Below are 25676 nucleotides of genomic sequence, written 5' to 3' on the forward strand. Positions count from 1 at the left end.
GACTACACCCGGGCACGTGACGAGATGTTCGAGGCCACCGACACCGAGTGGGCGCCTTGGCATGTTGCTCGTTCGGAAGACAAAAAATCGGTACGGCTGAACCTGCTGACTCACTTGCTGAAAAACATCCCGTACAAAAAAATCAAGCAAGAGAAAGTCACGCTGCCGAAACGCAAAATCGGCAGCTACAAGCCGATCAATTATCAATTCAAGTACATCGCAGAACCGTTCTGACGGTTCTGCGCGATGTGGCAGCCTACTCCCTGGATTGAGGTTCGGATTGGGCTGCCTCAGCCGTTGCTTCAATGGCCCGGATACTCACCGCCGCAAATATCGCCGTCATCAAAACGCCGTGGAAACCCAGCACGATGGCAAGGACACGCGAGCTCGCGAGTTTGGGGGCCAGGTCACCGTAGCCGATGGTCAGGCCGGTCACAAAGGCAAAGTAGATGCCGTCAAACGCCCCCCATCCTTCCAGGTGGCTGATGACCAGACCGAGCACTATGATCATCGTCAGCAGTATGGAAAAAATCGGCCAGACAACACGGAAGTAAAACCACACAGCTTTGTAGAACTCTCGACGAACATGCTTGGCATGACTGATGTTCATGTAATGGCTCCAGAGGTTTAACGGATTTAAAAGCGTGGCGTACCGACACCCAACAGCTTGGCACAAGCGCCAGACTTCGGGGCATTGCGTGGTGTGAAGAAAGGAGTTTTCGATGGCCGACTCAAGCAAAAAAATGAGCCTTGTGGGGCTCACCACGTTGGTGATGGTCAACATGATGGGTTCGGGCATCATCATGCTGCCCACGAGCATGGCGCAACTGGGGGCCATTTCATTGCTGTCATGGATCGTCACGGCAGTCGGGTCCATGGCCATTGCTTACTGCTTTTCCCAATGCGGCATTTACTGTCAGCGCCCGGGCGGGTTGTCCGCGTACACCGAAGAAGCGCATGGCAAGTCAGGGTTCTTCCTCTGTTCGTATCTGTATTTTCTTTCATTGGCCATTGCCAACGTCGCCGTCGCCATTTCCGCCGTGGGTTACATGACCTCATTCTTGCCTTGGCTGGGCAGCGGCGCGATTCCCCTGTTCATCGGCACCGTGGGCTTGCTGTGGCTGACCACTTTCGCCAATTTCGGTGGCCCCGGCATCACCGGCAAGATCGGTGCGATTACCGTCTGGGGGGTGATCATTCCAGTGGCGGGCTTGAGCATCATCGGCTGGTTCTGGTTCAAGCCAGAGGTACTGATTGCCGCCTGGAACCCGAACAATCTGTCCAACGCCGAGGCGATCAGCAGTGCGATTCCGTTGACCCTGTGGGCGTTTCTGGGCATGGAGTCCGCCGCGCAGGCCTCCGATGCGGTGGAAAATCCCAAGCGTAACGTGCCGCTGGCCTGCCTGTTTGGCACGCTGGGCGCTGCGGTGGTCTACGTGCTGTCGACGACCGTCATCCAGGGCATCATCCCCAACGCCGAACTCGCCAACTCTTCGGCGCCCTTCGCGCTGGTCTACGCGCAGATGTTCAATCCAACGGTCGGCAACATCATCATGGCGCTGGCGGTGATGGCGTGTGTTGGCTCGCTGCTGGGCTGGCAGTTCACCCTGGCCCAAACGGCGAAAATGACCGCCGACCAAGGAATGTTCCCGAAACTGTTCAGCAAGCTCAACGCCCACAATGCGCCCCTCCTGGGCATGCTGGCGTGTGGTGTGTTGCAGACGCTGATGGCCTTGTCGACCATTTCACCCAATGCCGCCGCGCAGTTCGGCAAACTGGTCAATCTTGCCGCCGTGACCAACCTGATTCCCTACGTGACGGCGCTGACCGGATTGCTGGTCATGATGTACAAGGCGCGGGTTTCGCCTGCGGTCTATATGCGCAATACGCCCGTGCTGCTGATCGCGGTCGCCTATTCGTTGTACGCCCTGCACTCATGTGGCAAGGACGCCGTGTTCGGCGGCGCGCTGGTCCTGGTGTTTGGATATCCGCTTTATGGCGTGCTTGCCAAGCGCTTTGCCAGGCTGTCCGCATCCGCTCAAACCGGGGTCGATAATCCTTAGTCCTGATTTTCTGCACGGAACTGACATCTGAACACGGGGAATCGGGACATGAACGTACAACGAATCAAAACCACAGCACTGCGGTTCGCCTGCCTGCTGATGCTCGTGCCGCCACTGGCCGGTGCCRACACCCTGGAGCGCGTACGTTCAAGCAATACGTTAACCCTCGGCTATCTGCCCGACTTCGCCCCTTTCAGCGTTAAGGTGGGCGACAAGGCCCAGGGGTATGCCATCGAGCTTTGCGACAAGATCGCCAACAAGGTCAAGGCTGAACTGGGTTTGCCCGAATTGCAGGTGCGCTACCTACCCGTCACCGTCGCCGACGAGACCAGTGCCGTCAGCTCGGGCAATGTCGATATCCTCTGCACGCCCACACCACCCACACTTGAGCGCCGCAAAACGGTCAGTTATTCGGTGCCGATCTACACAGCAGGCCTCTCGGCGGTGGTGCATCAGGATGCACCGGCGACGCTGCTGGAGGTGCTCGACGGTCGGGTCGCGCATACCGGGCCGACCTGGCGAGCCACCGTCAACCGTGGCCTGGCCAACCAGACCTACGTCACCCTGGCGGGAGGCGTCACCGAGGCGTGGATTCGTCAGCAGATGCGCATGCTCGGCGTGGTCGCCAAATTGATCACGGTCGACTCCGCCGCTGCGGGCCTCGAATTGATTGCCGAAGGCAAGGCCGATGCGATGTTCTCCGAACGGATGATGCTCAAGAACCTCATCGACAACCAATACCCCACGGGTAATCTGGTCCTGCTGGAACGCATTTTCGAGTACGCCCCGACGGCCATGACCGTGGAGCGTGGCGATGAGGATTTCCGCCTGCTGGTCGATACCACGCTGAGCGAAATGTACCGATCCGGGGAGATTGAACAGGCGTACGATAAGCACTTGGGAGGCGCCAGCGACACGCACAGAAAGTTGTTCAAGATCTATGCCCTGCCCTAGCGCCCGGCAATACATACGGTCTCATGTTATTGGAGAACGGCTGTGATCAAGCACTTCATCCCTCCTGTCATGGTCGCCCTCCTCATCGCGATCAGTGGCGCCTCCTGCCATGACCATGAAAAAGACGACACCGTAAACGCGGAGCAACATCCGCCGTTTACCGATGGCAACGGCAAGTACATCCCGCGCGAGCAACTTCAGCCCTCGACGATGCCTCGGCCTCGAATGTAAAAGGGCTACCGCCCATCCAAATTAATGCCAACTGGCCATCAGGGGCAACTCTTCGTCGCGCTCAATAATCCGCCCCGCTCGCACCACGCGTTTCACGCTCAGTGATTCATGTGATCGTTTAACGTCCACGATGCGCAGACCATTGGCCGGGGTGTTCGCCGCCACTTGATGGGCCCGCACGACAATCCTGCCAACTCTCTTTCAGACGGTATCAAGGTTCCTTCGGTTCTTGCGCGGGCGCCGTAAACCACTTGTCTCTGGGCACCCATTTTTCATCTTTTGGATCGCCCAGATAATGCGGCGACATGATCTGTACGCCGTGTTCGTTGAACACATCCTGAATATTGGCGTGCAGCATGCTGAGCAACACCGCGCGAGGTCGAGGCTGACTGGGAATGGCCTGTGCCACCAGGCGATACTCGGGATAAAAGTCCGACAGCGCGGTTTGAAACACCTGCGCCGGCGGCACTTCAAGGACACCGGGGGTGCGTCTGGCGGCTTCCAGCAACATGGCCTCGACTTGCCGCCATGGCGTGTCGTACCCAATGGTGACGACGGTATCGACCACATAACCCGGACCTTGCACGGTGCGCGAATAGTTCTTGGTGACCGTGCCGGTGATCATCGAATTGGGCACGGTCAGCACTTCGCCCAGGCCGGTGCGAATGCGTGTGGTGAACATACCCAGCTCGGTCACCGTGCCTTCATATTCGCCGATGCGCACGAACTCACCGGGGCGCAGCGTGCGCGTGTAGGTCAGGATCAACCCCGCCGCCGCCTGGCCAACCACGCTGGAAGCCCCCAGCGAAATCATCAGGCCGATCAGCACCGACAAGCCTTTGAAGGCATCGGTGCCAGCGCCCGGCAGATAGGGATAGGCCATGGCCAGGGCGAACAGCCAGATGGCCAGTGATGTGAGGCGCTGGGTCGGTTGCAGGGTCTCGGCGTTCAACCAACTGAGGGTGCCGGGGGCGGCCATGCGACGCAGAACCCGGCGACTGAATGCGGTTGCACCCCGAGCGATAAAGTAGATGGCCAGCGCCACACCCAGACCGGGTATGGCACCGACGATCCCTTGCAGCAGGTACTCGGCGACTTCCAGCAGATAGTTGTTGAGGCTTTCGCCCCATGGCCGGGTGTAGGGGAAACGCGACAGGACAAACCCCAGCCATTCATACGTGAGCAGCAACACGACTGCCCAGCGCAACACCTCCAGCAAACGGGTGACCAGCGGATACAGGTAATTGGCGTCAACCAGTTGGACGCGCCCTACTTTCAATGCCTGGGTATGCCGGTCCATCAGCTCGGGCAGTTTCATCATCATGCGACGGCGCAGAGATGCCATGCCCCAGAGCAGCACAACATAGATGACCGTGGCCAAAGCCCCCACGGCCGCGGACCGGAGTATCAACTGCAAGCTGCGTGCTTCCTGGGTTTCGGCCACCACCAGACGCAGCTTTGCCGCCGCACTGTCGGCAGCCTCCTGGACCGAGGTGAATTCCACGTTGTCGACATCGTGAGGAGCAACGATAAACGCCCGCCGGGCCCCTAATAACACCAGGTAACTGTTCTGTATCGGGCTGACGGTAACGCTCAGATCATCGGTCTCGCCCAGCGCGTCGCTGATCACCACTTTGGCGCGCTTGACCCGTGCGGCCGGGGCCTCACCCAGGATCGTCGCGCGAAACACCATGATGCTGCGGTTGGCCACTTTAAGTTCAGCGGGGGGATCTACCACGTTGGGCGCGTCTTCAGCCCACAAGAGCACCGACCAGAACATCCCGAATACAGCCATCAAAATCGCGAGCGAACTGCTGCGCATGTGTCACTTCCTTACGTCACAAATTCAGGACTGAGGTTCGTGTGGCAGCGTAGTTCAGCGATGAACGGTTGTCAGATTTGGGCTCAGGGCGGTTGTTGTGCTTGCCAGTTGCGCGGCAAGAGCCCGGTCCATTGTTTGAAATGACGGCTGAACACCGAAACATCGGCGTAACCCGGATTCAGCGTGAACGGTGCAATGGATGTTTATCCGCGACCATTAAAAAACCCGGCCTCATCGGCCGGGTTTTTTATGTACTCACGTCGCTATCAACAGCAGCGCGTCTGTCCGTTCCCTCCCCCGTAACGGGCTTCCTGGCGTTCCCTGAAGAACACTTCGTAGCTCATCACCGGTTTATCCGGGTGTTTGTTCTGCATGTGCTCGACGTAGGTGTCGTAATCCGGCATGCCGACCATCAGGCGTGCGGCCTGACCAAGGTATTTACCGAGGCGACTCAGGTCATTGAACATGCGGAATGGCCTGGAATGGCGCTTCTTTATCCGTGCGTTCCTTGGTGCCCCAGGCAGCAATACCCACCTTGAGTGCAAAGAACAGAATGCTGAAGACCACGAACAGGAACAGCGCCGTCAGCGTTGCGTTGGTGTAGGCGTTGTAGATCACATGTTGCATCTGATCAATGCTCTTGGCCGGGGCCAGTACCTGACCGTTGGCCAGTGCATCGCTGTACTTCTTGGCCAGCGCCAGGAAACCGATGGCCGGGTTGGCATCGAACAGCTTGATGAAGCCCGCCGTCACCGTACAGATCAACAGCCAGACCGCCGGCAACATGGTGACCCAGACATAACGCTGACGCTTCATTTTGATCAGCACAACGGTGGCCAACATCAGCGCAATACCCGCCAGCATCTGGTTGGAGATGCCGAACAGCGGCCACAACGTGTTGATGCCGCCCAGTGGATCGATCACGCCCTGGTAGAGCAAGTAACCCCACATCGCCACACAACCGGCGGTGGCGATCAGGTTGGCGGTCCAGGAATCCGTGCGTTTGAGCGCCGGAACGAAGGAGCCGAGCAAGTCCTGGAGCATGAAGCGACCGGCACGAGTCCCGGCGTCTACCGCGGTCAGGATGAACAGCGCTTCAAACAGGATCGCGAAGTGGTACCAGAACGCCATGGTGTTTTCACCCGGCAGAACATGGTGCAGGATCTGCGCAATACCGACCGCCAGGGTCGGCGCACCACCGGCACGGGCCAGGATGGTGGTTTCGCCGATGTCCTTGGCCACCGCTTGCAGCGCATCAGGGGTAATGGCAAAACCCCAGCTGCTGACGGTTTGAGCGACCGAGACAACATCTGCGCCGACCAATGCCGCCGGGCTGTTCATCGCAAAGTACACACCCGGCTCGATCACCGAAGCCGCAACCATGGCCATGATCGCCACGAAGGACTCCATCAACATGCCGCCGTAACCGATGTAACGGGCATGCCCTTCACTGGCCAACAACTTCGGCGTGGTGCCGGAAGCAATCAGCGCATGGAATCCCGAGACCGCGCCACAAGCGATGGTGATGAACAGGAACGGGAACAGACCGCCCTTCCATACCGGGCCGGTGCCGTCGATGAACTGGGTCAGCGCGGGCATTTTCAGCTCGGGCATGGTCACCAGAATGCCGATCGCGAGGGCGACGATGGTGCCGATTTTCAGGAAGGTCGACAGGTAGTCACGTGGGGCCAGAATCAGCCACACCGGCAACACCGCGGCCACAAAACCGTAGCCGATCAACATCCAGGTGATCTGGATGCCAGTAAAGGTAAAGGCCTTGGCCCAGACCGGGTCGGCGGCAATCTGCCCGCCCAGCCAGATCGAGCCCAGCAGCAGCAACACGCCGACCACGGAGATTTCACCGATGCGACCCGGGCGGATGTAGCGCATGTAGATGCCCATGAACATCGCGATCGGGATGGTCGCCATCACCGTGAAAATGCCCCACGGGCTCTCGGCCAGGGCCTTCACGACGATCAGCGCCAGCACCGCGAGGATGATGATCATGATCAGGAAGCAGCCAAACAGCGCGATGGTGCCGGGGATGCGACCCATTTCTTCACGGACCATATCGCCCAGGGACCGACCGTTGCGGCGGGTCGACATGAACAACACCATGAAGTCCTGAACGGCACCGGCAAACACCACGCCGGCGATCAGCCAGAGTGTACCGGGCAGGTAACCCATCTGTGCCGCCAGTACCGGCCCGACCAGAGGCCCCGCGCCGGCAATGGCCGCGAAGTGGTGACCGAACAACACGTGTTTATTGGTCGGCACGTAATCCAGGCCATCATTATTGATGACCGCGGGCGTGGCACGATTGGGGTCCAGTTGCATCACTTTGGTCGCGATGAACAAGCTGTAGTAGCGGTAGGCAACAAGGTAGATAGCGACGGCTGCGACTACGATCCAGAGGGCGTTGATCGCTTCGCCGCGGCGCAGGGCCACGACACTTAGCGCAATCGCTCCCAGAACAGCCACGGCAAACCAGGCGAGGTGTTTAGCCAGACGGGGCATAGCGTGTCTCCTGCCGACAGTCAGTGGACTGCGGCGGTAATTTTTATAATTGTGTCCGCGGTGCGGAGCTGGCCCAATATCCCCGCATGCCGTCTACAAATAAATCCGCGTTACTACGTATGTGGTTTCTACGTAGTTCTACGTAGATGCCACTGATCCTCTGTAGGCGTGAGACCGGCTTGCCGGCGATAGCGGTGTATCAGGCGACATTGATGTTGGAGGGTAGATCGCTATCGCCGGCAAGCCGGTCTCACTCCTACAAGGGTTTGTATTTCAGCTGACACACCCAGGCCGTCAGTCATTCCGTCCAGCAGCGCTACTGGCCCAGCGTATCTTTGGCCTATGATGCCGGGCCTTCGCCTTCCCTCGGTCCGGTCAGGAGCCAAGATGCAGCTCAAACACAAAATCGTCGCGCTCGGGATTCTGCCGCTGGTATTGGCCATCGCGGTGATCTGCGCGCTGCTGATTTCGATGAACCGCCAACTTGGTGATCAACAGGCGCAGTTGATCGAAGACAGCATTCTGGCCAGCAAACGGGCCGAACTTAAAAACTACGTGGAAATGGCGCAAAGCCTGATCGCGCCGCTGTACGACGACGGCCACGGTGACGCGAACGCCCAGCAACAAGTGCTGGCAGAACTGCGCAAGCTCAGCTTCGGCATCAATGGCTATTTTTTCGTCTACGACCGCGAAGGTCGCAGCCTGATGCACGCGCGCCAGACCGAACTGGTGGGCAAATATCTGTGGGACATGAAAGACCCGCACGGTTTGCCGGTGATTCAGGCGCTGCTGAAAAGTGCACAATCGGGCGAAGGTTTTCAGCGCTACGCCTGGAACAAACCGTCCTCCGGCCAAGTGACCGACAAGCTCGCTTACGTGGTGATGCTGGACCGTTGGGGCTGGATGATCGGCACCGGCATTTACCTTGAAGACGTTGAGCGCGCCACGCAGCAGGCCCGCGACGAAGTGGCCATGGGTATTCGCAAAACCATGCTGGCGATTGCCGTCGTGGCACTGGTGGCGGTGCTGTTTGTGTTCGCCAGCGGCATGACACTGAACGTCAGCGAGCATCGCCTGGCGGATAAAAAGTTGCAGCGCCTGACCCAGCGTATCGTCAGCCTGCAGGAAGAAGAGCGGTCTAGGGTGTCCCGTGAGCTGCACGACGGTATCAGCCAGTTGCTGGTTTCAATCAAGTTTCGTTTCGAGCTGGCCAGCCATCTGCTGGAAAATGAACAGGGACATGACAAGGGTTTGAGCACGTTAAAGGACGCCACCGAACGCCTGGGTGAAGCCATCGGTGAGGTCCGCAGCCTCTCGCACGACTTGCGCTCTTCCTTGCTCGACACCTTGGGCCTGCGCGCGGCCATCGGCCAGCTCGCCGCCGAATTCGAGCAACGCAGCGGTCTCAAAGTGACTTACGACGACAATGAGTTCGATTGTCACCTGGTCGATGGCGCGGCGGTTGCTCTATTCCGGATCGTGCAAGAAGGCCTGACCAATATCGAACGCCACGCCCAGGCGAAAAACGTGTCCATTACCCTGCTCGGCGCGGGAGAATCGGTACGACTGAGCGTGGTGGATGACGGCATCGGTTTCAACGTCGCCCGGGTCGAACGTCGCCACGCGGGCATCGGCCTGCGTAACATCCGTGAACGTGTCGAGCATTTTGGCGGTCGTTTCGAACTGATATCGATGCCCGGAAGAAGTGAGCTGGACGTGCTGCTGCCAATGAAAGCGCCCGCAACGAAACGCTGACTCACCCCCAGACAACAAGAGTGAATACCCGCGATGAACCTGCCCTACCCGATCCGCGTTGCCCTGGTCGACGATCACGCCCTGGTCCGAGACGGAATCAAAGCGCTGCTGGCGGTCATGGCGCCCCTGGAAGTGGTCGGCGAAGCCGAGAGTGGCGCGCAGGCCATCGAGATGGTCGGGCGCTGCCAGCCGGACTTGTTGCTGGTCGACATCAGCTTGCGCGACATGAACGGGCTGGAGCTGACGCGTGTGTTGCGCAGCCAGTACCCGTCACTGAAGGTGCTGGTGCTGAGCATGTACGACAATAACGAATACGTGAGCGAATCCGTTCGTGCCGGTGCCAGCGGCTACGTCCTGAAAAACTCACCGTCGCGGGAAATCATTGCGGCCATCGAAGCCATTGCCAGCGGCGGCACGTTCTACAGCGCCGAAATCGCGCAGCGGCTGATCGCCGATAAAAGCTCGGACAACGAGCTGACGCCGCGCGAAAGCCAGGTGTTGTACAAAATGGCTCAGGGGCTTAACAACAAGGAAATGGCCCGCGAACTGGACATCAGCGTGCGCACGGTCGAAACCCATCGTTTGAGCATCCGCCGCAAACTCAACATCGACAAACCTGCGGCGCTGGTCAAGTACGCGATCGATCACGGGATTATTTCCCGGTAAGAAAAAGCCAACGCCGGCCTCGACAATGCGCTCGGGCGTCTATGCTCCAGAGAACTTTCTTGGCTGGACTCTGGACAATGCCTCCAAGCCGATCCCCTTCGACACGCCCGGCCCACCTCATCCTCCTGGCAGCTCTGGGCCTGAGCGGCTGCATTCGTCTGGGACCGGACTTCCAGCCGCCGGCTGAGGAGTGGAGCAAAACATGGGACTCCCCTGCCCTTGAGCAATCCAGCCAACGCGGCGCCAATCCGGATCTGCGACAGTGGTGGCACATTTTCCGCGACCCGGTGCTCGATAAACTGATTACGCAAGCGGATGCCTACAACTCCAGCCTTAGAATCGCCGGGTTGAACGTCATGGAGTCCCGCGCCCAACTGGGCATTGCGCAAAGCGGGCTGTACCCGCAACTGCAGCAAGCCAGCGCCGACAGCTTGTACGTCAAGCGTCACCAATACGGTGGCAACAACCCCAAGGACAATAATTTCTGGCAACACAGTGCCGCGTTTGACATCGGCTGGGAGCTCGACTTCTGGGGGCGTTTCAGTCGCGCCATCGAGTCGGCCGATGCCAGTTATTTTGCCGCCCAGGCCAACTACGAAGACGTTCTGGTATTGGTGCGCGCCCAGGTGGCGGATGCCTACTTTTCATTGCGCACCACGGACGCCCGTTTGCGCGTCGCGCGTGAAAACGCCAAGCAGCAAAAACGCAATTTCGAGATCACCGAAAAACTGTTCAACAGCGGCCAGGATGCTGAACTCGATCTGCAACAGGCCAAAACCCAGTACTTGGGCACGCTGGCCACTATTCCCGGCCTGCTGGACCAATTGCAACGTACGCGCAACGCCTTGGCGGTGCTGATCGGGCAACCGCCGGGCACGTTGCCACAGGTGGTCGACAACGAAAGCCTGATCCCGCTGGTTGATCGCGCCGTGCTGCAAGATGTGCCCGCCACCCTGCTGCTGCGTCGACCTGATGTACGAGCGGCTGAACTGAACGTCGCGGCGCAAGGGGCGCTGATTGGCGTGGCCGAAAGCGATTTCTATCCGTCGCTGACGCTGCTCGGCAGCATTGTCTGGTCGACCGATACGCTCCATGGCACGTCCAGCAGCCTGGACCTGGTTGGTGGCCCCAGTCTGCGCTGGAATGTGTTCGATCACGGGCAGATCGCCAACAACGTGCGCGTCCAGGACGCGCGGTTGCAGCAGTTGATCGAAGCCTACCGCGACAAGGTACGCCAAGCCGCACGCGAGGCCGATGATGCGGCCAACGGCCTGATCCAGTCACTGGAGAGCGAACGCATCCTGCGCGACGCCGGAGGGGCTGCCGAACGTTCGCTGGTGCTGGCCAGCGTCCAATTCCGCGAAGGTTACGCTGACTTTCAGCGGGTGCTGGACGCTCAACGCGCGTTGCTCCAACAACAGGACAATTACCTGCTCGCACGCGGTAATGCAGTCAGCAATGTCATCGCCCTGTACAAGGCCTTGGGCGGCGGTTGGTACTCCGCCCTGCCCCGTGTGGACCCGGCCACCCGCCAGCTGATGGAAAAACGCACTGATTGGGGCAACATGCTGGATGAGCCCAACGCCGCGCTGCCCGCTTACCCGCTGCCTGACAAGGAAACTAGCCATGAGTGAAGCCTCGCAGCCCTCCCCCGACACCGCCGAACCGGTGGCGGCCGACCCGGTTAAAAAAGGCATCAAGTGGGTGTTGATACTGATCATCCTGAGCCTGGTCTGGTACTTGCTGGCCGACCGTTTCACGCCGTATACGCAACAAGCGCGCGTGGGCGCGCTGGTGATCCCAGTGGCATCGGAGGTCGCGGGTCGGGTGATCCGCGTGAACGTCCACAACAATCAGACCGTCAAGGCCGGCGACGTACTCTTCGAAGTGGACCCGGCCCCCTTCAAGATTGCCGTCGACCGTGCCCGCGCCGACCTTGAAACAACACGCCGGCAATTAGGCGCCAGCACCGCGGGGATTGCCTCGGCGCAAGCGACTCTGCGCACCGCACAGGCCAATGAAACCAAGGCACGTCAGGAGAATCAGCGCCTTGAAGGGTTGTACCGTGAAGACCCGGGGACCATCTCCGTACGCGTGCTCGAAATGTCACGCACCACCCGCGACGCGGCAGTCAGTCAAACCGCCGCTGCTCGCGCTGAAGTAGAACGAGCCAAAGAAACGGAAGGCGGCGGCGAAGACGTCAACGCAAAATTGCGCAGCGCCGCTACGACCCTGTCAAAAGCCGAACTGGACCTGTCCAACACGCAGACACGCGCGCGTTCGGCAGGATTGATCACCGACCTGCGTACCGATGTCGGGCAATTCGCCTCGGCGGGCGGCCCCGTCATGACCCTGATCACCATTCAGGACATCTGGATCACGGCCGACATGACCGAGAACAACCTTGGTCATGTCGGGCCCGACACGCCGGTGTCCATTGTGCTCGATTCGATGCCAGGCGAAGTTTACTCGGGCCACGTACGTAGCGTCGGTTATGGCATCAGCGTCGGACAGCCGACCCCGCCCGGCACCTTGCCCGGCATTCAAAACAGCCGGGACTGGCTACGCCCCGCACAACGGTTCCCAGTGATTATCGAGTTTTCCCAGGAGTCTATGAGCGCGCTGCTTGGCAGCGGTGGCATTCGTGCCGGTGGGCAGGCTGAAGTCATGGCCTTTACCAGCGAAGGCAGTCTGCTCAACCCGCTTGGCCGGGTCTATTTACGCCTAATGAGCTGGCTGTCTTATGCCTACTAAGCGTACCCCACGGGAGCAGCGTGCCTTACGGCTGGCCACTGGCACGGCATTGTGCCTGGCGGTCAGTTTCGGCCTGGCGTTGCCCATTCCGTTTCTTGCGCCTGTGCTGTGCCTGTTGCTCCTGGCCTCGGTCAATCGACCGTTACCCTTCAAGGCCGCGATCGTTCTGGCACTGGTCGCGATGCTGACTACCGGCATCGGCCTGCTGCTCATCCCGATCCTGCGCTATTACCCGCTAAGCGGCGTGCTGCTGGTCGCGGTCAGCCTGTTTTTGGTGTTCCGCTGGGGACTCAGTGGCGGCAATAACCTGATCGTGACGTTGCTGGTGATGGGCCTGACCATGATCTCGTCGGCAGGCGTCGCCGAGTTCGACGCGGCGGCAATGGTCATTGGCGCGCTGGTCAAGGGTTTGTTAATGGCGGTGATGGTGATTGCGATCAGTCATTGGATGTTCCCCGAACCTGCCAATGCGCCATCGCCCCCGGCCGCCCCACCACCGGTAGGTGAAGAAGCCAGTCGGATTGCGTTGCGAGCAACCTTGATTGTCTTGCCAACATTTCTACTGGCAATGATCGACCCGGCGAGCTACCTGCCGATCATTTTGAAAGCGGTCGGCCTGGGTCAGCAATGCAACACGACCAGCGCCCGCAATGCCGGTCGCGAACTGGTCGGCGCCACCTTGCTCGGCGGTTTGTTGGCCATCCTGTTTTGGTGCGCACTGAGCCTGTTTGTGCACCTGTGGATGTTCTTCCTGTGGACCCTGCTGTTCGGCCTGATACTGGCGCGCAAGCTGTATGCCCTGAGCCCGAGCCGGTTTGGCCCGGGATTGTGGCTCAACACCTTTATCACGTTGATTATCCTGCTGGGCCAGTCAGTGCAGGACAGCGCCTTGGGCAAAGACGTCTACACCGCCTTCGCCGTGCGCATGGGGCTGTTCATGGCCGTCACGTTGTACGCGTACCTGATGGTTCGGTTGCTTGACCGTCCAGTACAAACACAAGCTCAAGCTCAAGGGTTGACCTGATAGCCCTTGCCTTGCAGGCAACTGGTATAGGCCGTCGAGGTGGTGGAGGCACTGGTTTTCTCATTTTCCCGACGTTCCTGACGCTGACGCGAACCACCCACCACGACACCCGCCGCCGCGGCTCCTTTGGCTTGGTTTTGGCGATATTCCTGCTTCACCTCGCTGTTGGCGTTGTCATAAAACTCATCATGCTGACGTCCACGTACATCAGCCGCGGCGGCCCCGGCTGTCGCCCCCACTGCCGCCCCTTTGACCCTGCCTCCGGAAGAGGACGTGCTAGTGGACGCCGTCTGACTGGCAGCCACGCTATGGCACTCGTTAATGTCCAACTGGGTTTGTTGCGAACTCTGGCCTTTGGTCGGCACTACGGTTTCAGCCCAGCCCTGGGCTGACGAAACCGACAATGCGACACACAGGCTGATGGAAGACAACGTATGCATGATCACCTCCTGTGCGGCACCGAGCAGACCGTTGACCACGGGCCCCGCACTTTATTGAGCATCTTGAAGTGTAGATCAGCCATCACACCCGCCTGCGGGTGATTGAGGTCGGTTGCGGCCGGCCAACATGAAACTTTTCGATCGTTTTGGCCTGATGACCTAACCTCAAGGGTTGAGTGAGCCACAACGGGGCCGGGCACGCCTATGCGTCATGCATTGATGTCAGCGATTTTCGTCGCGCTTACGCTGCTGCTGCAAAGTGGCGCCGCGCTGTCCGCCACCGATCCTCCGGCGTCTGCAGTCATTACACCAGACCCTGCGGCGTCAGAGGTGTCACCCTCCGCATTGCAAGACCTGCAACTGCGCCTGGACCAGATTAAACAGCAAGTTTCCTTGGCCAATAACGTCATCATGATGTTCGGCCTGCAGGATTCCGTTCAGTTGTTTATCAATGACGTGGACAGGCTGCAATCAGCGCTGCTTCCCGAACAAAAGCAATTGCAAGCCCAGCTGGATGTATTGAGCGGCCCCGTCTCGCTCGGCGGTGTCGCAGTAGAGAAATCGGATATCACCACGCAAAGAACCGATCTGACCGAGCAGAAGAAAAAAGTCGATTTCAGCCTGCAAACCCTGGCAGCACTCAGAGCCAGCGCCCTCGATCTGATGACTCAAATTGCCGGCATTCGGCGCAGTCTGCTGGAAAGCGAAGTCACCCTTCGCAGCGGCAGCATCCTGGGGCTGGAGTTCTGGCAGCCGTTGATTCACCCCAACAGGGAAGATCGCCTGCGACTCAGGGGATTCATTCAACAGGTCAGCGACACCCTCGCGGCCGCCTGGCAACCCGGCGAACGCCTGTCGGCTGTCCTGCTGATCATGCTCGCCCTGGCCATCTGGTCCTGGGGGCGCAAAGTGGCTGATCGCGGGCTGACCTGGATTTGCATCCATCGCATACCGGCCGGGCGATTGCGTCGAAGCACGCTGGCACTGGCTTCAGTCGTGGCGACATTGTTGACCGCCATCTGTGCAGTGCAATTGTTATTTTATGCGCTCACGCGACAACTGCCACTGTCACCGATGATCCAGAGCTTTGCCGAGGAGCTCGAAAGGCTCATTTACACCTGCGTCCTGATCACTGGTTTAAGCCGGGCATTGCTGGCGAACCAGCATCCCTCCTGGCGACTGCCCTCTATCTCCGACTCCGTTGCAAAGGCCATCAAACCCTATCCCAGGGTGTTGGCCGCAGCCTTGCTCGGACTGGTATCGGCGGCCCAGATCACCAACGTAACCGGCATGAGCTCCTCCGCAATACTCTTTGGGCGGGGCCTGATCGCGTTGGTGGTCACGTTGATTCTTGTCCTCTTGTTCCGTCGTGCCAGCCATGCGCGCCGGCTCGCGGTGGCCTCAGGAGACACCACTGAAACGGGCACCGCCGTTGCCGGCCTGATTTATACCTGCACCATTGTTGCGTTGGTTGTTTCGATGTTCGCCCTGCTGATCGGCTATGTCTCGCTGGCACGGTTCATCACCTACGAGCTGGTCTGGGGGTTCGTCATCTTGTCAGGCTTTTACATGTTGATTCAGTTGCTCAGGGACAGCTGTGAGTACCTGTTTTCGCCCAAGACGCCCAGTGGGAAGTCGATCAAGCAATTGCTCGGAATTGGCGATGTTCGCCTTGAGCAAATGTCGATTATCTTGTCCGGGGCCGGTCGCGCAGGCTTGCTGCTGTTGGCGGTCATTTCGCTGTTTGTCGGCGGGGTTGGCACCACACTCGAGCAACTGGTGACCCAAATGCTGTCCATTCTTGGCGGCGATGGTTTGCGCAAGCTGAACATCATTCCCGGCCATTTGCTCAATGCAATCCTGGCGCTGATGGTCGGTGTGTACCTGATTCGAGCCTTTCGCCGCTGGCTGGATGACGAGTTCCTGCCCAAAACCGCCATGGACCCCGGYATGTGCGCCTCGTTGAGCACACTGTTCGCCAACATCGGTTATGCGTTGGTGATTCTGCTGACGTTGTCGTCACTGGGCATCAAGTGGACCAACCTGGCCTGGATTGTCAGTGCCCTGTCGGTGGGGATCGGTTTTGGCTTGCAGGAAATCGTCAAGAATTTCGTCTCCGGCCTGAYCCTGTTGACCGAGCGTCCGGTCAAGGTCGGCGATCTGATCAGCATCAGCGGCGTCGAAGGTGACATCCGCCGAATCAACGTCAGGGCCACCGAAATCCAACTCAGCGACCGCTCGATTGTCATCGTGCCCAATTCCCAATTGATCTCGCAAAACCTGCGCAACGTCACGCTGGGCGGCAGTGCGCAAGGGGTGGCGAGCCTCGAGTTGATGTTCCCGCTGGATATCGACCCGGAGCAGGTACAAAACCTGCTGTACGACTGTTATCGCGAGAACGAAACCATCCTCGAAAAACCGGCGGTCTATGTGCGATTCAGCAAACTGTCGCCCGACGGCATCACCTTGACCGTGACCGGTTACGTCGCCAGCCCGAGAATTGTCGGCATCACCAAAAGCGACTTGCTGTTCGAGATTCTGAAACGTTTGGGTGCGGCGGGCATTGAACTGGCCAAACCGTCGTCCCCGGCTTGATCAACGCTGACTGCCGCGCTTGAGTGTTTCGCTCGGAAGCTCTTTGAACAGCGCCCGGTAACTGCTGGAAAAACGCCCCAAATGCCAGAACGACCAATTCATCGCGACTTCGGCGACGGTGGTGTCGTTGGGTGTGCTGACCAGCAATTCACGGTGTGCGCTGTTGAGCCGGCGCAGGCGCAACCAGTGGGTCGGCGTCATCCCGGTGAAGGCCTTGAAGGCATGTTGCAATTGGCGCAACGGAACCCCGGCGACCTGGGATAGCTCGAGCAGGTTGAGGGTTTCTTCCGGGGCGTCGGCCGCCCACTCGCCGATGCGTTTCATGATCGTGCGTTCTTCGGTGCGACGCTGCAAGCCACCCCGGTCAAGACAAACACAGGCGTTGTCGAGGATGTACAAACAGTCCTCCAGCAACTGCTGCGTCAGGGCTTCCTTGCTCGGCGGGTCGAGGGTTTCTGCCAGTCGGGTCAGCGTGCCGCTCAACCAGCGGCTGAACAACGCGTTCTGTCCCGAGTTCAGCGGCGACATGAACAACCCTTCCAGCCGCGCCACGTTCAAACCGTGTCGCTGAACGAAGTCGGGACCGAACACCACGGCGATTTCCTGGTAGTTCTCCGGGGTGATCCAGATGTTGCGGCTTTCGCCATTGAGCACGTACAGCGCGTTGTCACTGCGATCGAAACAGAACGCCAGTGAACCTTCGGGCGCGCTGAAATTCTGCTCGACCCGGGTGTTCATCTGCTCTTCGTAAATCTCAACCCCGTGCAAGTCGAGATAGCGCACTCGCCCGGCGAAATGCCCGGGGGACATCTGCTGATAGTGCTGGACCCAACCCGGCGTAGCGCGGATTTGCTCGGCGACATCTTCGGTGTTGAACGCTTGAACCTGTATCGGACTGGACGCTGACATGGGTGACCTTACGCACTCGTTTGGTGCGTTTTGGTGCTGCTTAAAGTGGATAGATGGAACTGCAAGGCTCGCCCAAGATAGTCGTCAACGCGTCACAGGGGAAGAGTCCGGTGGATGAAACCGCTCTCCCCGACGTTAATAAAACCAATAATGAGGTCTTTATGAATGCCCCTTTCGATCAGCTGTTCACTTGGCTGAAAGATCACAAGATTACCGAAGTCGAATGTGTGGTCAGCGACTTGACCGGCATTGCACGCGGCAAAATTGCACCCACCAACAAGTTCCTGCATGAGCGAGGCATGCGCCTGCCGGAAAGTGTGCTTTTGCAAACGGTAACCGGGGACTTTGTCGACGACGACATTTACTACGACCTGCTCGACCCGGCCGACATCGACATGGTTTGCAAGCCGGTGGCCGACGCGGTTTACGTGATCCCATGGGCCATCGAGCCCACCGCGATCGTGATCCATGACACTTTCGACAAGTTCGGCAACCCGATCGAACTGTCGCCGCGCAACGTGCTGAAGAAAGTGTTGCAGCTGTACACCGACAAAGGCTGGAAGCCAATTGTCGCGCCGGAAATGGAGTTCTACCTGACCCAGCGCTGCGAAGACCCGGACTTGCCGCTCAAAGCACCGATGGGCCGTTCGGGCCGAGCTGAAAGTGGTCGTCAGTCTTTCTCCATCGACGCCGCCAACGAATTCGACCCGCTGTTCGAAGACGTCTACGACTGGTGTGAACTGCAAGGCCTGGACCTCGACACGCTGATCCACGAAGACGGCCCGGCGCAGATGGAAATCAACTTCCGTCACGGCGACGCGCTGGACCTGGCCGACCAGATCACCGTGTTCAAGCGCACCATGCGTGAGGCCGCACTCAAGCACAACGTCGCGGCGACCTTCATGGCCAAGCCGATTGGCGACGAGCCCGGCAGCGCCATGCACATTCACCAGAGCGTGGTCGACATCGCCACCGGCAAGCCGATCTTCGCCGATGCCGACGGCACCATGAGCGAGCTGTTCCTGCACCACATCGGCGGCTTGCAAAAGTACATCCCTAAAGTGCTGCCGATGTTCGCGCCCAACGTGAACTCGTTCCGCCGCTTCCTGCCTGACACCTCGGCACCGGTCAACGTCGAGTGGGGCGAAGAAAACCGCACTGTCGGCCTGCGTGTGCCGACTTCGTCACCGGATGCCATGCGCGTGGAAAACCGCTTGCCGGGCGCCGACGCCAACCCTTATCTGGCGATTGCCGCCAGCCTGTTGTGCGGTTATTTGGGAATGGTCGAGCGCATCGAACCAAGTGCTGCGGTGCAAGGGCGCGCCTATGAACGTCGCAACCTGCGCCTGCCGATCACCATTGAAGACGCCCTGACCCAGATGGAAGAGTGCGAAACCATCGAACGTTACCTGGGCAACAAGTTTGTCCGCGGATACGTCGCGGTGAAGCGTGCGGAACACGAGAACTTCAAGCGGGTGATCAGTTCCTGGGAACGCGAGTTCCTGCTGCTTAGCGTTTAAAACAACAAAAATCCAACCACTGATCGTTCCCACGCTCTGCGTGGGAATGCCTCTAGGGACGCTCCGCGTTCCAATGGGACGCAGAGCGTCCCGGGCTGCATTCCCACGCAGAGCGAGGGAACGATCACTCCAAGAGGTGTCGATATGCGTCTATTGAAATCCGTGGTCCCGGTCGCGCTGGCCGTCCTGTTCAGCGCCGTTGCGCAGGCTCAGCCACAGGTCAGCGTCTATAACTGGACCGATTACATCGGCGAAACCACCCTCGCCGACTTCCAGGCCAAAACCGGAATCAAGGTGATCTACGACGTCTTCGACTCCAACGAAACCCTGGAAGGCAAATTGCTCGCAGGCCGCACTGGCTACGACGTGGTGGTGCCGTCCAACCACTTTCTGGCACGCCAGGTCAAAGCCGGCGCGTTCCTGAAGCTGGACCGAGAACAACTGCCGAATTTCAAGAACCTCGACCCGAAACTGTTGGCGTTGCTTGAGAAAAACGACCCTGGAAACGCGCACTCTGTGCCGTACCTGTGGGGCACCAACGGCATCGGCTACAACGTCGACAAGGTCAAGCAAGTGCTGGGCATCGATCACATCGATTCCTGGGAGGTCCTGTTCGAACCGGAAAACATCAAGAAACTCAGCCAGTGCGGCGTGTCGATGATGGACTCGGCCGATGAAGTGTTCCCGGCCGTCCTCAATTACATGGGCATGGACCCGCGCAGCGAAAACCCTGAAGACTTCAAAAAGGCCGAAGCCAAGCTGCTGAGCATCCGCCCTTACATCACCTACTTCCATTCTTCCAAGTACGTATCGGACCTGGCCAACGGTGATATTTGCGTGGCCTTCGGCTACTCCGGTGATGTGTTCCAGGCGGCCAACCGGGCCAAGGAAGCCAAGAATGGCGTGAACATCGCGTACGCCATTCCCAAGGAAGGCAGCAACCTGTGGTTCGACTTGCTGGCCGTTCCTGCCGACGCGAGCAATCCAAAAGAAGCCCATGCGTTCATCAACAACCTGCTGGACCCGCAAGTGATTGCCAAGGTCAGCGCTTCGGTCGGTTACGCCAACCCGAACCCGGCCGCCAAGCCGTTCATGGACCCGGAGCTGGTGAACAATCCTGAGGTGTACCCGCCACAGGAAGTCCTCGACAAGCTCTATATTTCCACCACTCCACCCCAGTCGATCATGCGTCTGATGACCCGTTCGTGGAGCAAAGTGAAGTCCAACAAATGAATCAGTACACCAACGAACACGCCCATTCCTACTACGCTGCATCGGCTAATAGCCTGACGCCGCGCCCGGCGCTGGCCGAGGCGCTGACCGCCGATGTCTGCGTGATCGGCGGCGGTTTTACCGGCGTCAATACTGCCATCGAACTGGCCCAGCGAGGGCTCTCGGTGATCCTGCTGGAGGCCCGTCGAATTGGCTGGGGCGCCAGTGGACGCAATGGCGGCCAGTTGATTCGCGGCATCGGCCACGACGTCAGCGGGTTCGCCCGGCATGTCGGCGCCGAAGGTGTACGTTATCTGGAACGCGCCGGAGTTGAATCGGTACAGGTCGTGGGCAATCGGATTCGCGAACACGGCATCGATTGCGACCTGCGCTGGGGCTTCTGCGAACTGGCCAACACCCCGGCGCAGTTCGCCGGGCTGAAGGCCGAACACGCGCAACTGATCGAATCGGGTTACGCCCATGAAACCCGCCTGGTCGAACCCGGGCAGATCCGCGAGCACGTCGTCAATTCCGGCGTATATGCCGGCGGCCTGGTGGACATGGGGTCGGGGCACTTGCACCCGTTGAACCTGGTCCTGGGCGAAGCGAAACTGGCGGAGTCGCTTGGTGTACGGATCTTTGAACAGAGCCCGGTGCTGGAGTTGATCCATGGCAGCACCGTGCAGGTTCGGTGTGCCGGCGGCACGGTACGCGCCGCCAGCCTGGTGCTGGCCTGCAACGCGCACCTGGAGGAACTCGAACCCAAGCTCAGCGGCAAGGTGCTTCCTGCGGGCAGTTACATCATCGCCACCGAGCCCCTGTCGAAGGACGCTGCCGCCCAACTGATCCCGCATAACGTCGCCCTGTGCGATCAGAAGGTCGGCCTGGATTATTACCGGCTCTCGGCGGACCGGCGCTTGCTGTTCGGCGGTGCCTGCCACTATTCCGGGCGCGATCCGGCAGACATTGCCGCCTACATGCGCCCGCAAATGCTGAAGGTATTTCCGCAATTGGCCAATGTGCGGATCGACTACCAATGGGGCGGCATGATCGGCATCTCGGCCAATCGCTTCCCCCAGGTCGGACGCTTGAGCCAGCATCCGAACGTGTTCTACGCCCAGGGCTACTCCGGCCATGGCCTGAACGTCACGCACTGGTGCGCCAAGCTCTTGGGCGAAGCCATCCACGCAGGCCACAGCCAAGGCTTCGACGTATTCAGCGCCGTGCCGCACATGACTTTCCCCGGCGGCCGCGCCCTGCGTTCGCCACTGCTGGCGCTGGGCATGCTGTGGTACCGGATGCGCGAAATGTTGGGTTGACGGCGTATGGCGAGGGGCCTGCCCCCTCCGTCAGTCCACCGGGGCGTATTGCATCTCGCCATTGCCGAACGACCAGTCCTCGCGCTTCACATCCACCACACTGATCCAGATATCTTCCTTGCGCAGCCCTGTCCTTGCATGAATGCCCTGGGCAATCGCCTGGTAAAACGCTTTCTTGACCGCAACGGTTCGTCCCGCATTCCAGGTCACTTGAATGAACACGATCCCCGGGGTGTAAGAAAGGCCCAGGTACCCGGCCGACGGATAAACCAGCTCATCCTTGCGGTGGCGATTGATGATCTGGAACTTGTCATGTTCGGGAACATTGGCCGTCTGGACCATGGCCTCGTAAACCACATCGCTGATGGCGGCGACGGTTTCTTCGGAGGTATCAGCGGCGACATCGATTCTGGCTAAAGGCATGGTGGTTTCCTGCTGGGTTGAGATTGGATTGGGCGAGGTTTTTAAAGCGGTTTTAAAGAAGACGCGGTGGCTATCGGGCGCGGCGCAGACTTCCCGACTTGCAGTACATAGACCCCGACGATGATGCACACCAGTGCCAGCACATCATGGGCCTGCAACGGCTCATGGATCAGCAATGCACCAATGCCCAGCGCCACGACGGGCGGAATGTAGGTGACACCCGCCGCTTTGAGCGCGCCGAGGTGCTGCACCAGAAAGTAATACAACAGGAACGCCACGCCGGTGCCGATGACCCCGAGCCCGAACACCAGCCCACTCAAGGCGACAGGCTCGTGCGCAATGCGCTCGATCCCGTGAAGGTCAGTGGTCAACAAAAGCACCAGGAGCGCCAGGCCGATCTGGTACGTGGACAACGCCAGCGGCGACAGATCCTTGTCCATCAGGAACCGTCTGGCGTAGACGAATGAACAGCCCAGGCTCAGCGAGCCGCCGACCATGTAAAGCACGCCACGGATATCAACGCCGTTGCCGGCGCTGTTCCAAGGCTGGGCGATGAGCAGCACACCGACAAAACCGATCATCAGGCCCGTCACCGTCAAGCGGTTGATCGGTTCCTGGCGCAAAAAAACAAATGCCGTCAAAAAGGCGAAGAGCGGAATCGCACCGCTGAGCATGCCGGCGATGCCGGAAGGAAGCAGCGCCGCGCCCTTGGCAAACGCCAGGTAATACACGGTGGTGGCGAGCAATGACATGACGAAGAAATGGTGCAAGTGGCGCCAATGAAACCAGCGCAACGCACGGCGTGACAGTGCCAGGACAAGGATCGGAAGAAAGCCGAAGAGCACCCGTAACAGTACAATCTGCATCGGCGTAATCACCTCGGCAGCCCACTTCATGAAAATGAAATTGGTGCCCCAGATCAACCCGAGCAAAGCAAAGGCAGGATAGACAAATTTGTTCATGATGAACCTCTGCACGGGGAGTTGTTGTGCGAAGGTAAGGGCTAGGACCGAACTGAACAACCGATTAAAAAACCCACATGGAGTAGAAAAACTTCAGTATGAACGATATGCCGCCCCTCAAGGCCCTGGTCGCGTTCGATGCCGCGATGAAACACGCCAGCTTTACCGAAGCGGCGGCGGAGCTGCATGTCACCCCGGGCGCCGTGGGGCAGCAGATCCAGAAGCTCGAAGAATGGCTGGGCACGCCGCTGTTCATCCGGTCTGTGCGGCAAGTCCAGCCGACTCAAGCCGCATTGAACTACTGGGCCGCCGTGCAACCCGCGTTGCTGCGGCTCCAGCAAGCCAGCAACGAGCTGCGCCTGAGCAATGTGAATGAAGTGTGGTTGTCCATGCCGCCGACGCTGGCAGCGAAATGGTTCGCGCCAAGAATGGCCGACTTCTTGAGTTTCAGGCCCGACATTTCCCTGCACCTGAGTGCATCGACGGCCTTGATCGACTTTGAGCGGGATCGGGTTGATCTGGCGATTCGCTACTTTGACGGCAACGATCCGTCGCTGGACTCAACCTTGCTGTATCGGGATGAAGCCCGGCTCTATTGTTCGCCCGACTATGCCCGGAAACTCAAGCTGAAAGGCCCCGAAGACCTGATGCGCGCCACACTCCTGCAAACCACCCTGCTCCCGCACTGGACGCCATGGTTCAAACGGTTCAGCCAATTGACCGACGCGCAGGTGGCTGGCATCCCCAGTCAACATTTCGACCAGTCCATTCTGGCCATTGAAACGGCACGGCATGGACAGGGGGTCGTACTGAGCAGTGCGGTCCTGACAGAGGTGGAAATGCGCAACGGCTCGCTGTGCGAACCCTTTGAAATGCGCCTGCCGGTGTCCAGAGGCTATTACCTAGTTCACCACCGTCAGGCTGTATTACGTCCAGCCGCTGCGGTATTGAAGAAGTGGTTGATTGATCGGGCCAGCGCAGAGCAATCAACCACGTTAACGTAACCCGTTAACGCCCCACCGCCGCTTCAATCGCCGCGATATCGATCTTGCCCATCTGCATCATGGCCTCGAACGCTCGCTTGGCCACCGCTTGATCAGGATGGGTGACCGCAGCCGTCAAGACACGCGGGGTGATCTGCCACGACAACCCCCACTTATCCTGGCACCACCCGCAGACATTTTCCGTGCCGCCGTTGCCGACAATCGCGTTCCACAGGCGATCCGTTTCGGCTTGGTCATCGGTGGCGACCTGAAACGAAAAGGCCTGGTTATGCCGGATCCCCAATCCGCCGTTCAGGCCGAGACAAGGGATACCCATCACCGTGAATTCAACCGTCAAGACATCGCCCTGCTTACCCGCCGGATAGTCGCCCGGCGCGCGGTGGACGGCCCCCACTGAACTGTCGGGAAACGTCCGGGCATAGAAGGTCGCAGCGTCCAGCGCGGTGCCGTCGTACCAGAGACAAATCGTGTTTTTGCTGATCATCTTGGTTCTCCTGGATTGGAACTCGAAGGTACATTTTAGCAGCGCAGAAGATTGCGACCGGGTGCGCGCCTCCCCGACAGCCTGCGTCCCGGCGCGAGATTCCCCTTCGTTTCGCTGACGCTTAAACAACGAAGTTCCCGCCTGTTTAAACGAAGCCTCCTGTTACCACCCGAAGGCTACAACGCCTTGCGTCATCGCCTACGGGTAAGACAGAATCCGCCGGCTTGTGCGTCTAGGACACGGGTTCTATCGTGGCTGGGTCACTGAAAAACAGTGATCGGGTTTGGTAGCCCGGTATAACTAGTCGCATAGCGCACCGTTTGCAGAACTGTTCAAGTCTCTGCTTTATGGTGGCCATGCGCAGGGCTCCCATGGGAGCGCCGGGTTCCTAGTTACCGGTCTACCAACCCGCGTATGGCCGCCACCCATCGTTTGGTAGCGTGGGTGAAGGCTCCGTTTTCAATTAGGAGTTTCACTATGATCAAACCAACACCCAACCCACCGGACACCGATCCGGCATCGCCCTACGAATCCCTCGATTCGAAAAAACTCCACGAAGCGGCCGAACGCGCCCTCGACCACTACCTCAACCCGGCTGCCCAGATCATGGCCAGCACCCACGAACCCGAACCGATGTTCCTCGCCAACCCCAAGTACGACACCGAATCCCTGCTGGCCAACGCCAGCGAATCATTGGGCTCTGCGACCACCATGCTCAGTAATTTGGCGGCGTTATTGGAGAATTCACACCGCAGGACGCTACTGGGAATTACCCAAGTGGTCATGTTGGGGGAATTGGCGGTGAATCAGGCGCTGGATAAGGTTGAACTGAAGGAGTAAGCACGGTCCTCTGTGGCGAAGAACCGGTTCGTCGCCACAGAGAGAGATGTAGCCTGTTCTGGCGGCTATCGGCCGATTCTGTTGAAAAAGTCGGCCATGGTTTTCGCAGCTGAAAAGTACGCGCTCGAGATTGAAATCTTTGCTACCGGCAAAGGTTTCCAGAAGTAGATTTCAAGCAGCAG

General features: G+C 59.2%; 24 protein-coding genes and 1 pseudogene. 15 read left to right on the top strand and 10 right to left on the bottom strand.

Annotated elements, in window-relative coordinates:
• Positions 1 to 234 (top strand): annotated as a pseudogene (locus tag AC1D2P_RS23250) (polyphosphate kinase 2); the annotation flags it as partial.
• A 22-nt stretch (positions 235 to 256) separates the two neighbouring features.
• Here AC1D2P_RS23250 and AC1D2P_RS23255 read toward each other — a convergent pair.
• Positions 257 to 610: a potassium channel family protein gene (locus AC1D2P_RS23255; RefSeq protein ID WP_046027279.1), complete on the bottom strand. Its 354-nt coding sequence runs from the start codon at positions 608 to 610 to the stop codon at positions 257 to 259.
• A 112-nt stretch (positions 611 to 722) separates the two neighbouring features.
• Here AC1D2P_RS23255 and potE point away from each other — a divergent pair, with 112 nt between their 5' ends.
• From potE to AC1D2P_RS23270, 3 genes are read left to right on the top strand one after another with little or no spacing between them, the layout of a single operon-like run.
• Complete coding sequence (gene potE / locus AC1D2P_RS23260; RefSeq protein ID WP_046027280.1) at positions 723 to 2063, top strand: putrescine-ornithine antiporter; 1341 nt, start codon at positions 723 to 725, stop codon at positions 2061 to 2063.
• Between the two features lie 48 nt (positions 2064 to 2111).
• Positions 2112 to 3017 (top strand): amino acid ABC transporter substrate-binding protein, encoded by a 906-nt coding sequence (locus AC1D2P_RS23265; protein ID WP_477811613.1) that lies wholly within the window; start codon positions 2112 to 2114, stop codon positions 3015 to 3017.
• Between the two features lie 42 nt (positions 3018 to 3059).
• On the top strand, positions 3060 to 3248 hold the full coding sequence (locus tag AC1D2P_RS23270) for a hypothetical protein (protein ID WP_046027282.1): 189 nt from the start codon (positions 3060 to 3062) through the stop codon (positions 3246 to 3248).
• A 21-nt stretch (positions 3249 to 3269) separates the two neighbouring features.
• Here AC1D2P_RS23270 and AC1D2P_RS23275 read toward each other — a convergent pair whose 3' ends face one another.
• The 4 genes from AC1D2P_RS23275 to AC1D2P_RS23290 all read right to left on the bottom strand — a co-directional run bounded on the left by AC1D2P_RS23275 (position 3270) and on the right by AC1D2P_RS23290 (position 7587).
• Complete coding sequence (locus AC1D2P_RS23275; RefSeq protein ID WP_158283913.1) at positions 3270 to 3428, bottom strand: hypothetical protein; 159 nt, start codon at positions 3426 to 3428, stop codon at positions 3270 to 3272.
• A gap of 31 nt (positions 3429 to 3459) precedes the next feature.
• Complete coding sequence (locus AC1D2P_RS23280; protein WP_223525320.1) at positions 3460 to 5070, bottom strand: mechanosensitive ion channel family protein; 1611 nt, start codon at positions 5068 to 5070, stop codon at positions 3460 to 3462.
• Positions 5071 to 5336: 266 nt separating this feature from the next.
• A complete protein-coding gene (locus AC1D2P_RS23285) occupies positions 5337 to 5537 on the bottom strand; it encodes a YbdD/YjiX family protein (RefSeq protein ID WP_046027284.1) in 201 nt (66 codons plus the stop codon).
• Complete coding sequence (locus AC1D2P_RS23290; RefSeq protein WP_046027285.1) at positions 5527 to 7587, bottom strand: carbon starvation CstA family protein; 2061 nt, start codon at positions 7585 to 7587, stop codon at positions 5527 to 5529. Before AC1D2P_RS23290 ends, AC1D2P_RS23285 begins: the two co-directional genes overlap by 11 nt.
• 387 nt (positions 7588 to 7974) lie before the next feature.
• Between AC1D2P_RS23290 and AC1D2P_RS23295 the strand changes: the two genes are divergently transcribed.
• From AC1D2P_RS23295 to AC1D2P_RS23315, 5 genes are all read left to right on the top strand, one after another.
• Positions 7975 to 9342: a cache domain-containing protein gene (locus AC1D2P_RS23295; protein ID WP_109784832.1), complete on the top strand. Its 1368-nt coding sequence runs from the start codon at positions 7975 to 7977 to the stop codon at positions 9340 to 9342.
• A gap of 33 nt (positions 9343 to 9375) precedes the next feature.
• The gene (locus AC1D2P_RS23300) at positions 9376 to 10008 is read left to right on the top strand and encodes a response regulator (RefSeq protein ID WP_046027287.1); all 633 of its coding nucleotides are present in this window, start codon (positions 9376 to 9378) and stop codon (positions 10006 to 10008) included.
• A gap of 77 nt (positions 10009 to 10085) precedes the next feature.
• A complete protein-coding gene (locus AC1D2P_RS23305; protein WP_046027288.1) occupies positions 10086 to 11642 on the top strand; it encodes an efflux transporter outer membrane subunit in 1557 nt (518 codons plus the stop codon).
• Positions 11635 to 12762: an HlyD family secretion protein gene (locus AC1D2P_RS23310; protein ID WP_477757317.1), complete on the top strand. Its 1128-nt coding sequence runs from the start codon at positions 11635 to 11637 to the stop codon at positions 12760 to 12762. The genes AC1D2P_RS23305 and AC1D2P_RS23310 overlap by 8 nt, the downstream gene beginning before the upstream one ends.
• The gene (locus AC1D2P_RS23315) at positions 12752 to 13786 is read left to right on the top strand and encodes a DUF2955 domain-containing protein (RefSeq protein WP_109784829.1); all 1035 of its coding nucleotides are present in this window, start codon (positions 12752 to 12754) and stop codon (positions 13784 to 13786) included. Before AC1D2P_RS23310 ends, AC1D2P_RS23315 begins: the two co-directional genes overlap by 11 nt.
• Here the strand turns inward: AC1D2P_RS23315 and AC1D2P_RS23320 are convergent.
• The gene (locus tag AC1D2P_RS23320) at positions 13771 to 14226 is read right to left on the bottom strand and encodes a YMGG-like glycine zipper-containing protein (RefSeq protein WP_109784968.1); all 456 of its coding nucleotides are present in this window, start codon (positions 14224 to 14226) and stop codon (positions 13771 to 13773) included. The genes AC1D2P_RS23315 and AC1D2P_RS23320 overlap by 16 nt on opposite strands.
• A gap of 204 nt (positions 14227 to 14430) precedes the next feature.
• On the opposite strand from AC1D2P_RS23320, the gene AC1D2P_RS23325 reads away from it, so the two are divergent.
• Complete coding sequence (locus tag AC1D2P_RS23325; RefSeq protein ID WP_477811614.1) at positions 14431 to 16821, top strand: DUF3772 domain-containing protein; 2391 nt, start codon at positions 14431 to 14433, stop codon at positions 16819 to 16821.
• Here the strand turns inward: AC1D2P_RS23325 and AC1D2P_RS23330 are convergent, their stop codons facing one another.
• On the bottom strand, positions 16822 to 17730 hold the full coding sequence (locus tag AC1D2P_RS23330) for a helix-turn-helix domain-containing protein (protein ID WP_046027292.1): 909 nt from the start codon (positions 17728 to 17730) through the stop codon (positions 16822 to 16824). It abuts the gene before it with no gap.
• 161 nt (positions 17731 to 17891) lie between these two features.
• On the opposite strand from AC1D2P_RS23330, the gene AC1D2P_RS23335 reads away from it, so the two are divergent.
• From AC1D2P_RS23335 to AC1D2P_RS23345, 3 genes are all read left to right on the top strand, one after another.
• Positions 17892 to 19250, top strand: coding sequence for a glutamine synthetase family protein (locus tag AC1D2P_RS23335; protein WP_077430177.1), 1359 nt, complete (start codon positions 17892 to 17894; stop codon positions 19248 to 19250).
• Between the two features lie 144 nt (positions 19251 to 19394).
• Entirely contained in the window at positions 19395 to 20483 is a 1089-nt protein-coding gene (locus AC1D2P_RS23340; protein ID WP_109784826.1) for a polyamine ABC transporter substrate-binding protein, read from the top strand.
• Positions 20480 to 21781 (top strand): NAD(P)/FAD-dependent oxidoreductase, encoded by a 1302-nt coding sequence (locus tag AC1D2P_RS23345; RefSeq protein WP_046027295.1) that lies wholly within the window; start codon positions 20480 to 20482, stop codon positions 21779 to 21781. The genes AC1D2P_RS23340 and AC1D2P_RS23345 overlap by 4 nt, the downstream gene beginning before the upstream one ends.
• Before the next feature lie 30 nt (positions 21782 to 21811).
• Here AC1D2P_RS23345 and AC1D2P_RS23350 read toward each other — a convergent pair whose 3' ends face one another.
• Positions 21812 to 22204, bottom strand: coding sequence for a tautomerase family protein (locus AC1D2P_RS23350; RefSeq protein ID WP_109784825.1), 393 nt, complete (start codon positions 22202 to 22204; stop codon positions 21812 to 21814).
• A 41-nt stretch (positions 22205 to 22245) separates the two neighbouring features.
• Positions 22246 to 23166 (bottom strand): DMT family transporter, encoded by a 921-nt coding sequence (locus AC1D2P_RS23355; protein ID WP_109784824.1) that lies wholly within the window; start codon positions 23164 to 23166, stop codon positions 22246 to 22248.
• A 98-nt stretch (positions 23167 to 23264) separates the two neighbouring features.
• On the opposite strand from AC1D2P_RS23355, the gene AC1D2P_RS23360 reads away from it, so the two are divergent.
• Entirely contained in the window at positions 23265 to 24170 is a 906-nt protein-coding gene (locus AC1D2P_RS23360) for a LysR substrate-binding domain-containing protein (RefSeq protein WP_477757316.1), read from the top strand.
• A gap of 4 nt (positions 24171 to 24174) precedes the next feature.
• Here AC1D2P_RS23360 and AC1D2P_RS23365 read toward each other — a convergent pair whose 3' ends face one another.
• Positions 24175 to 24654: a VOC family protein gene (locus AC1D2P_RS23365; RefSeq protein WP_477757315.1), complete on the bottom strand. Its 480-nt coding sequence runs from the start codon at positions 24652 to 24654 to the stop codon at positions 24175 to 24177.
• A 477-nt stretch (positions 24655 to 25131) separates the two neighbouring features.
• On the opposite strand from AC1D2P_RS23365, the gene AC1D2P_RS23370 reads away from it, so the two are divergent.
• Complete coding sequence (locus tag AC1D2P_RS23370; protein ID WP_046027296.1) at positions 25132 to 25494, top strand: DUF6124 family protein; 363 nt, start codon at positions 25132 to 25134, stop codon at positions 25492 to 25494.
• Positions 25495 to 25676: the final 182 nt, after the last annotated feature.

It is taken from the genome of Pseudomonas sp. P1_F1_2 (genome assembly GCF_056405815.1).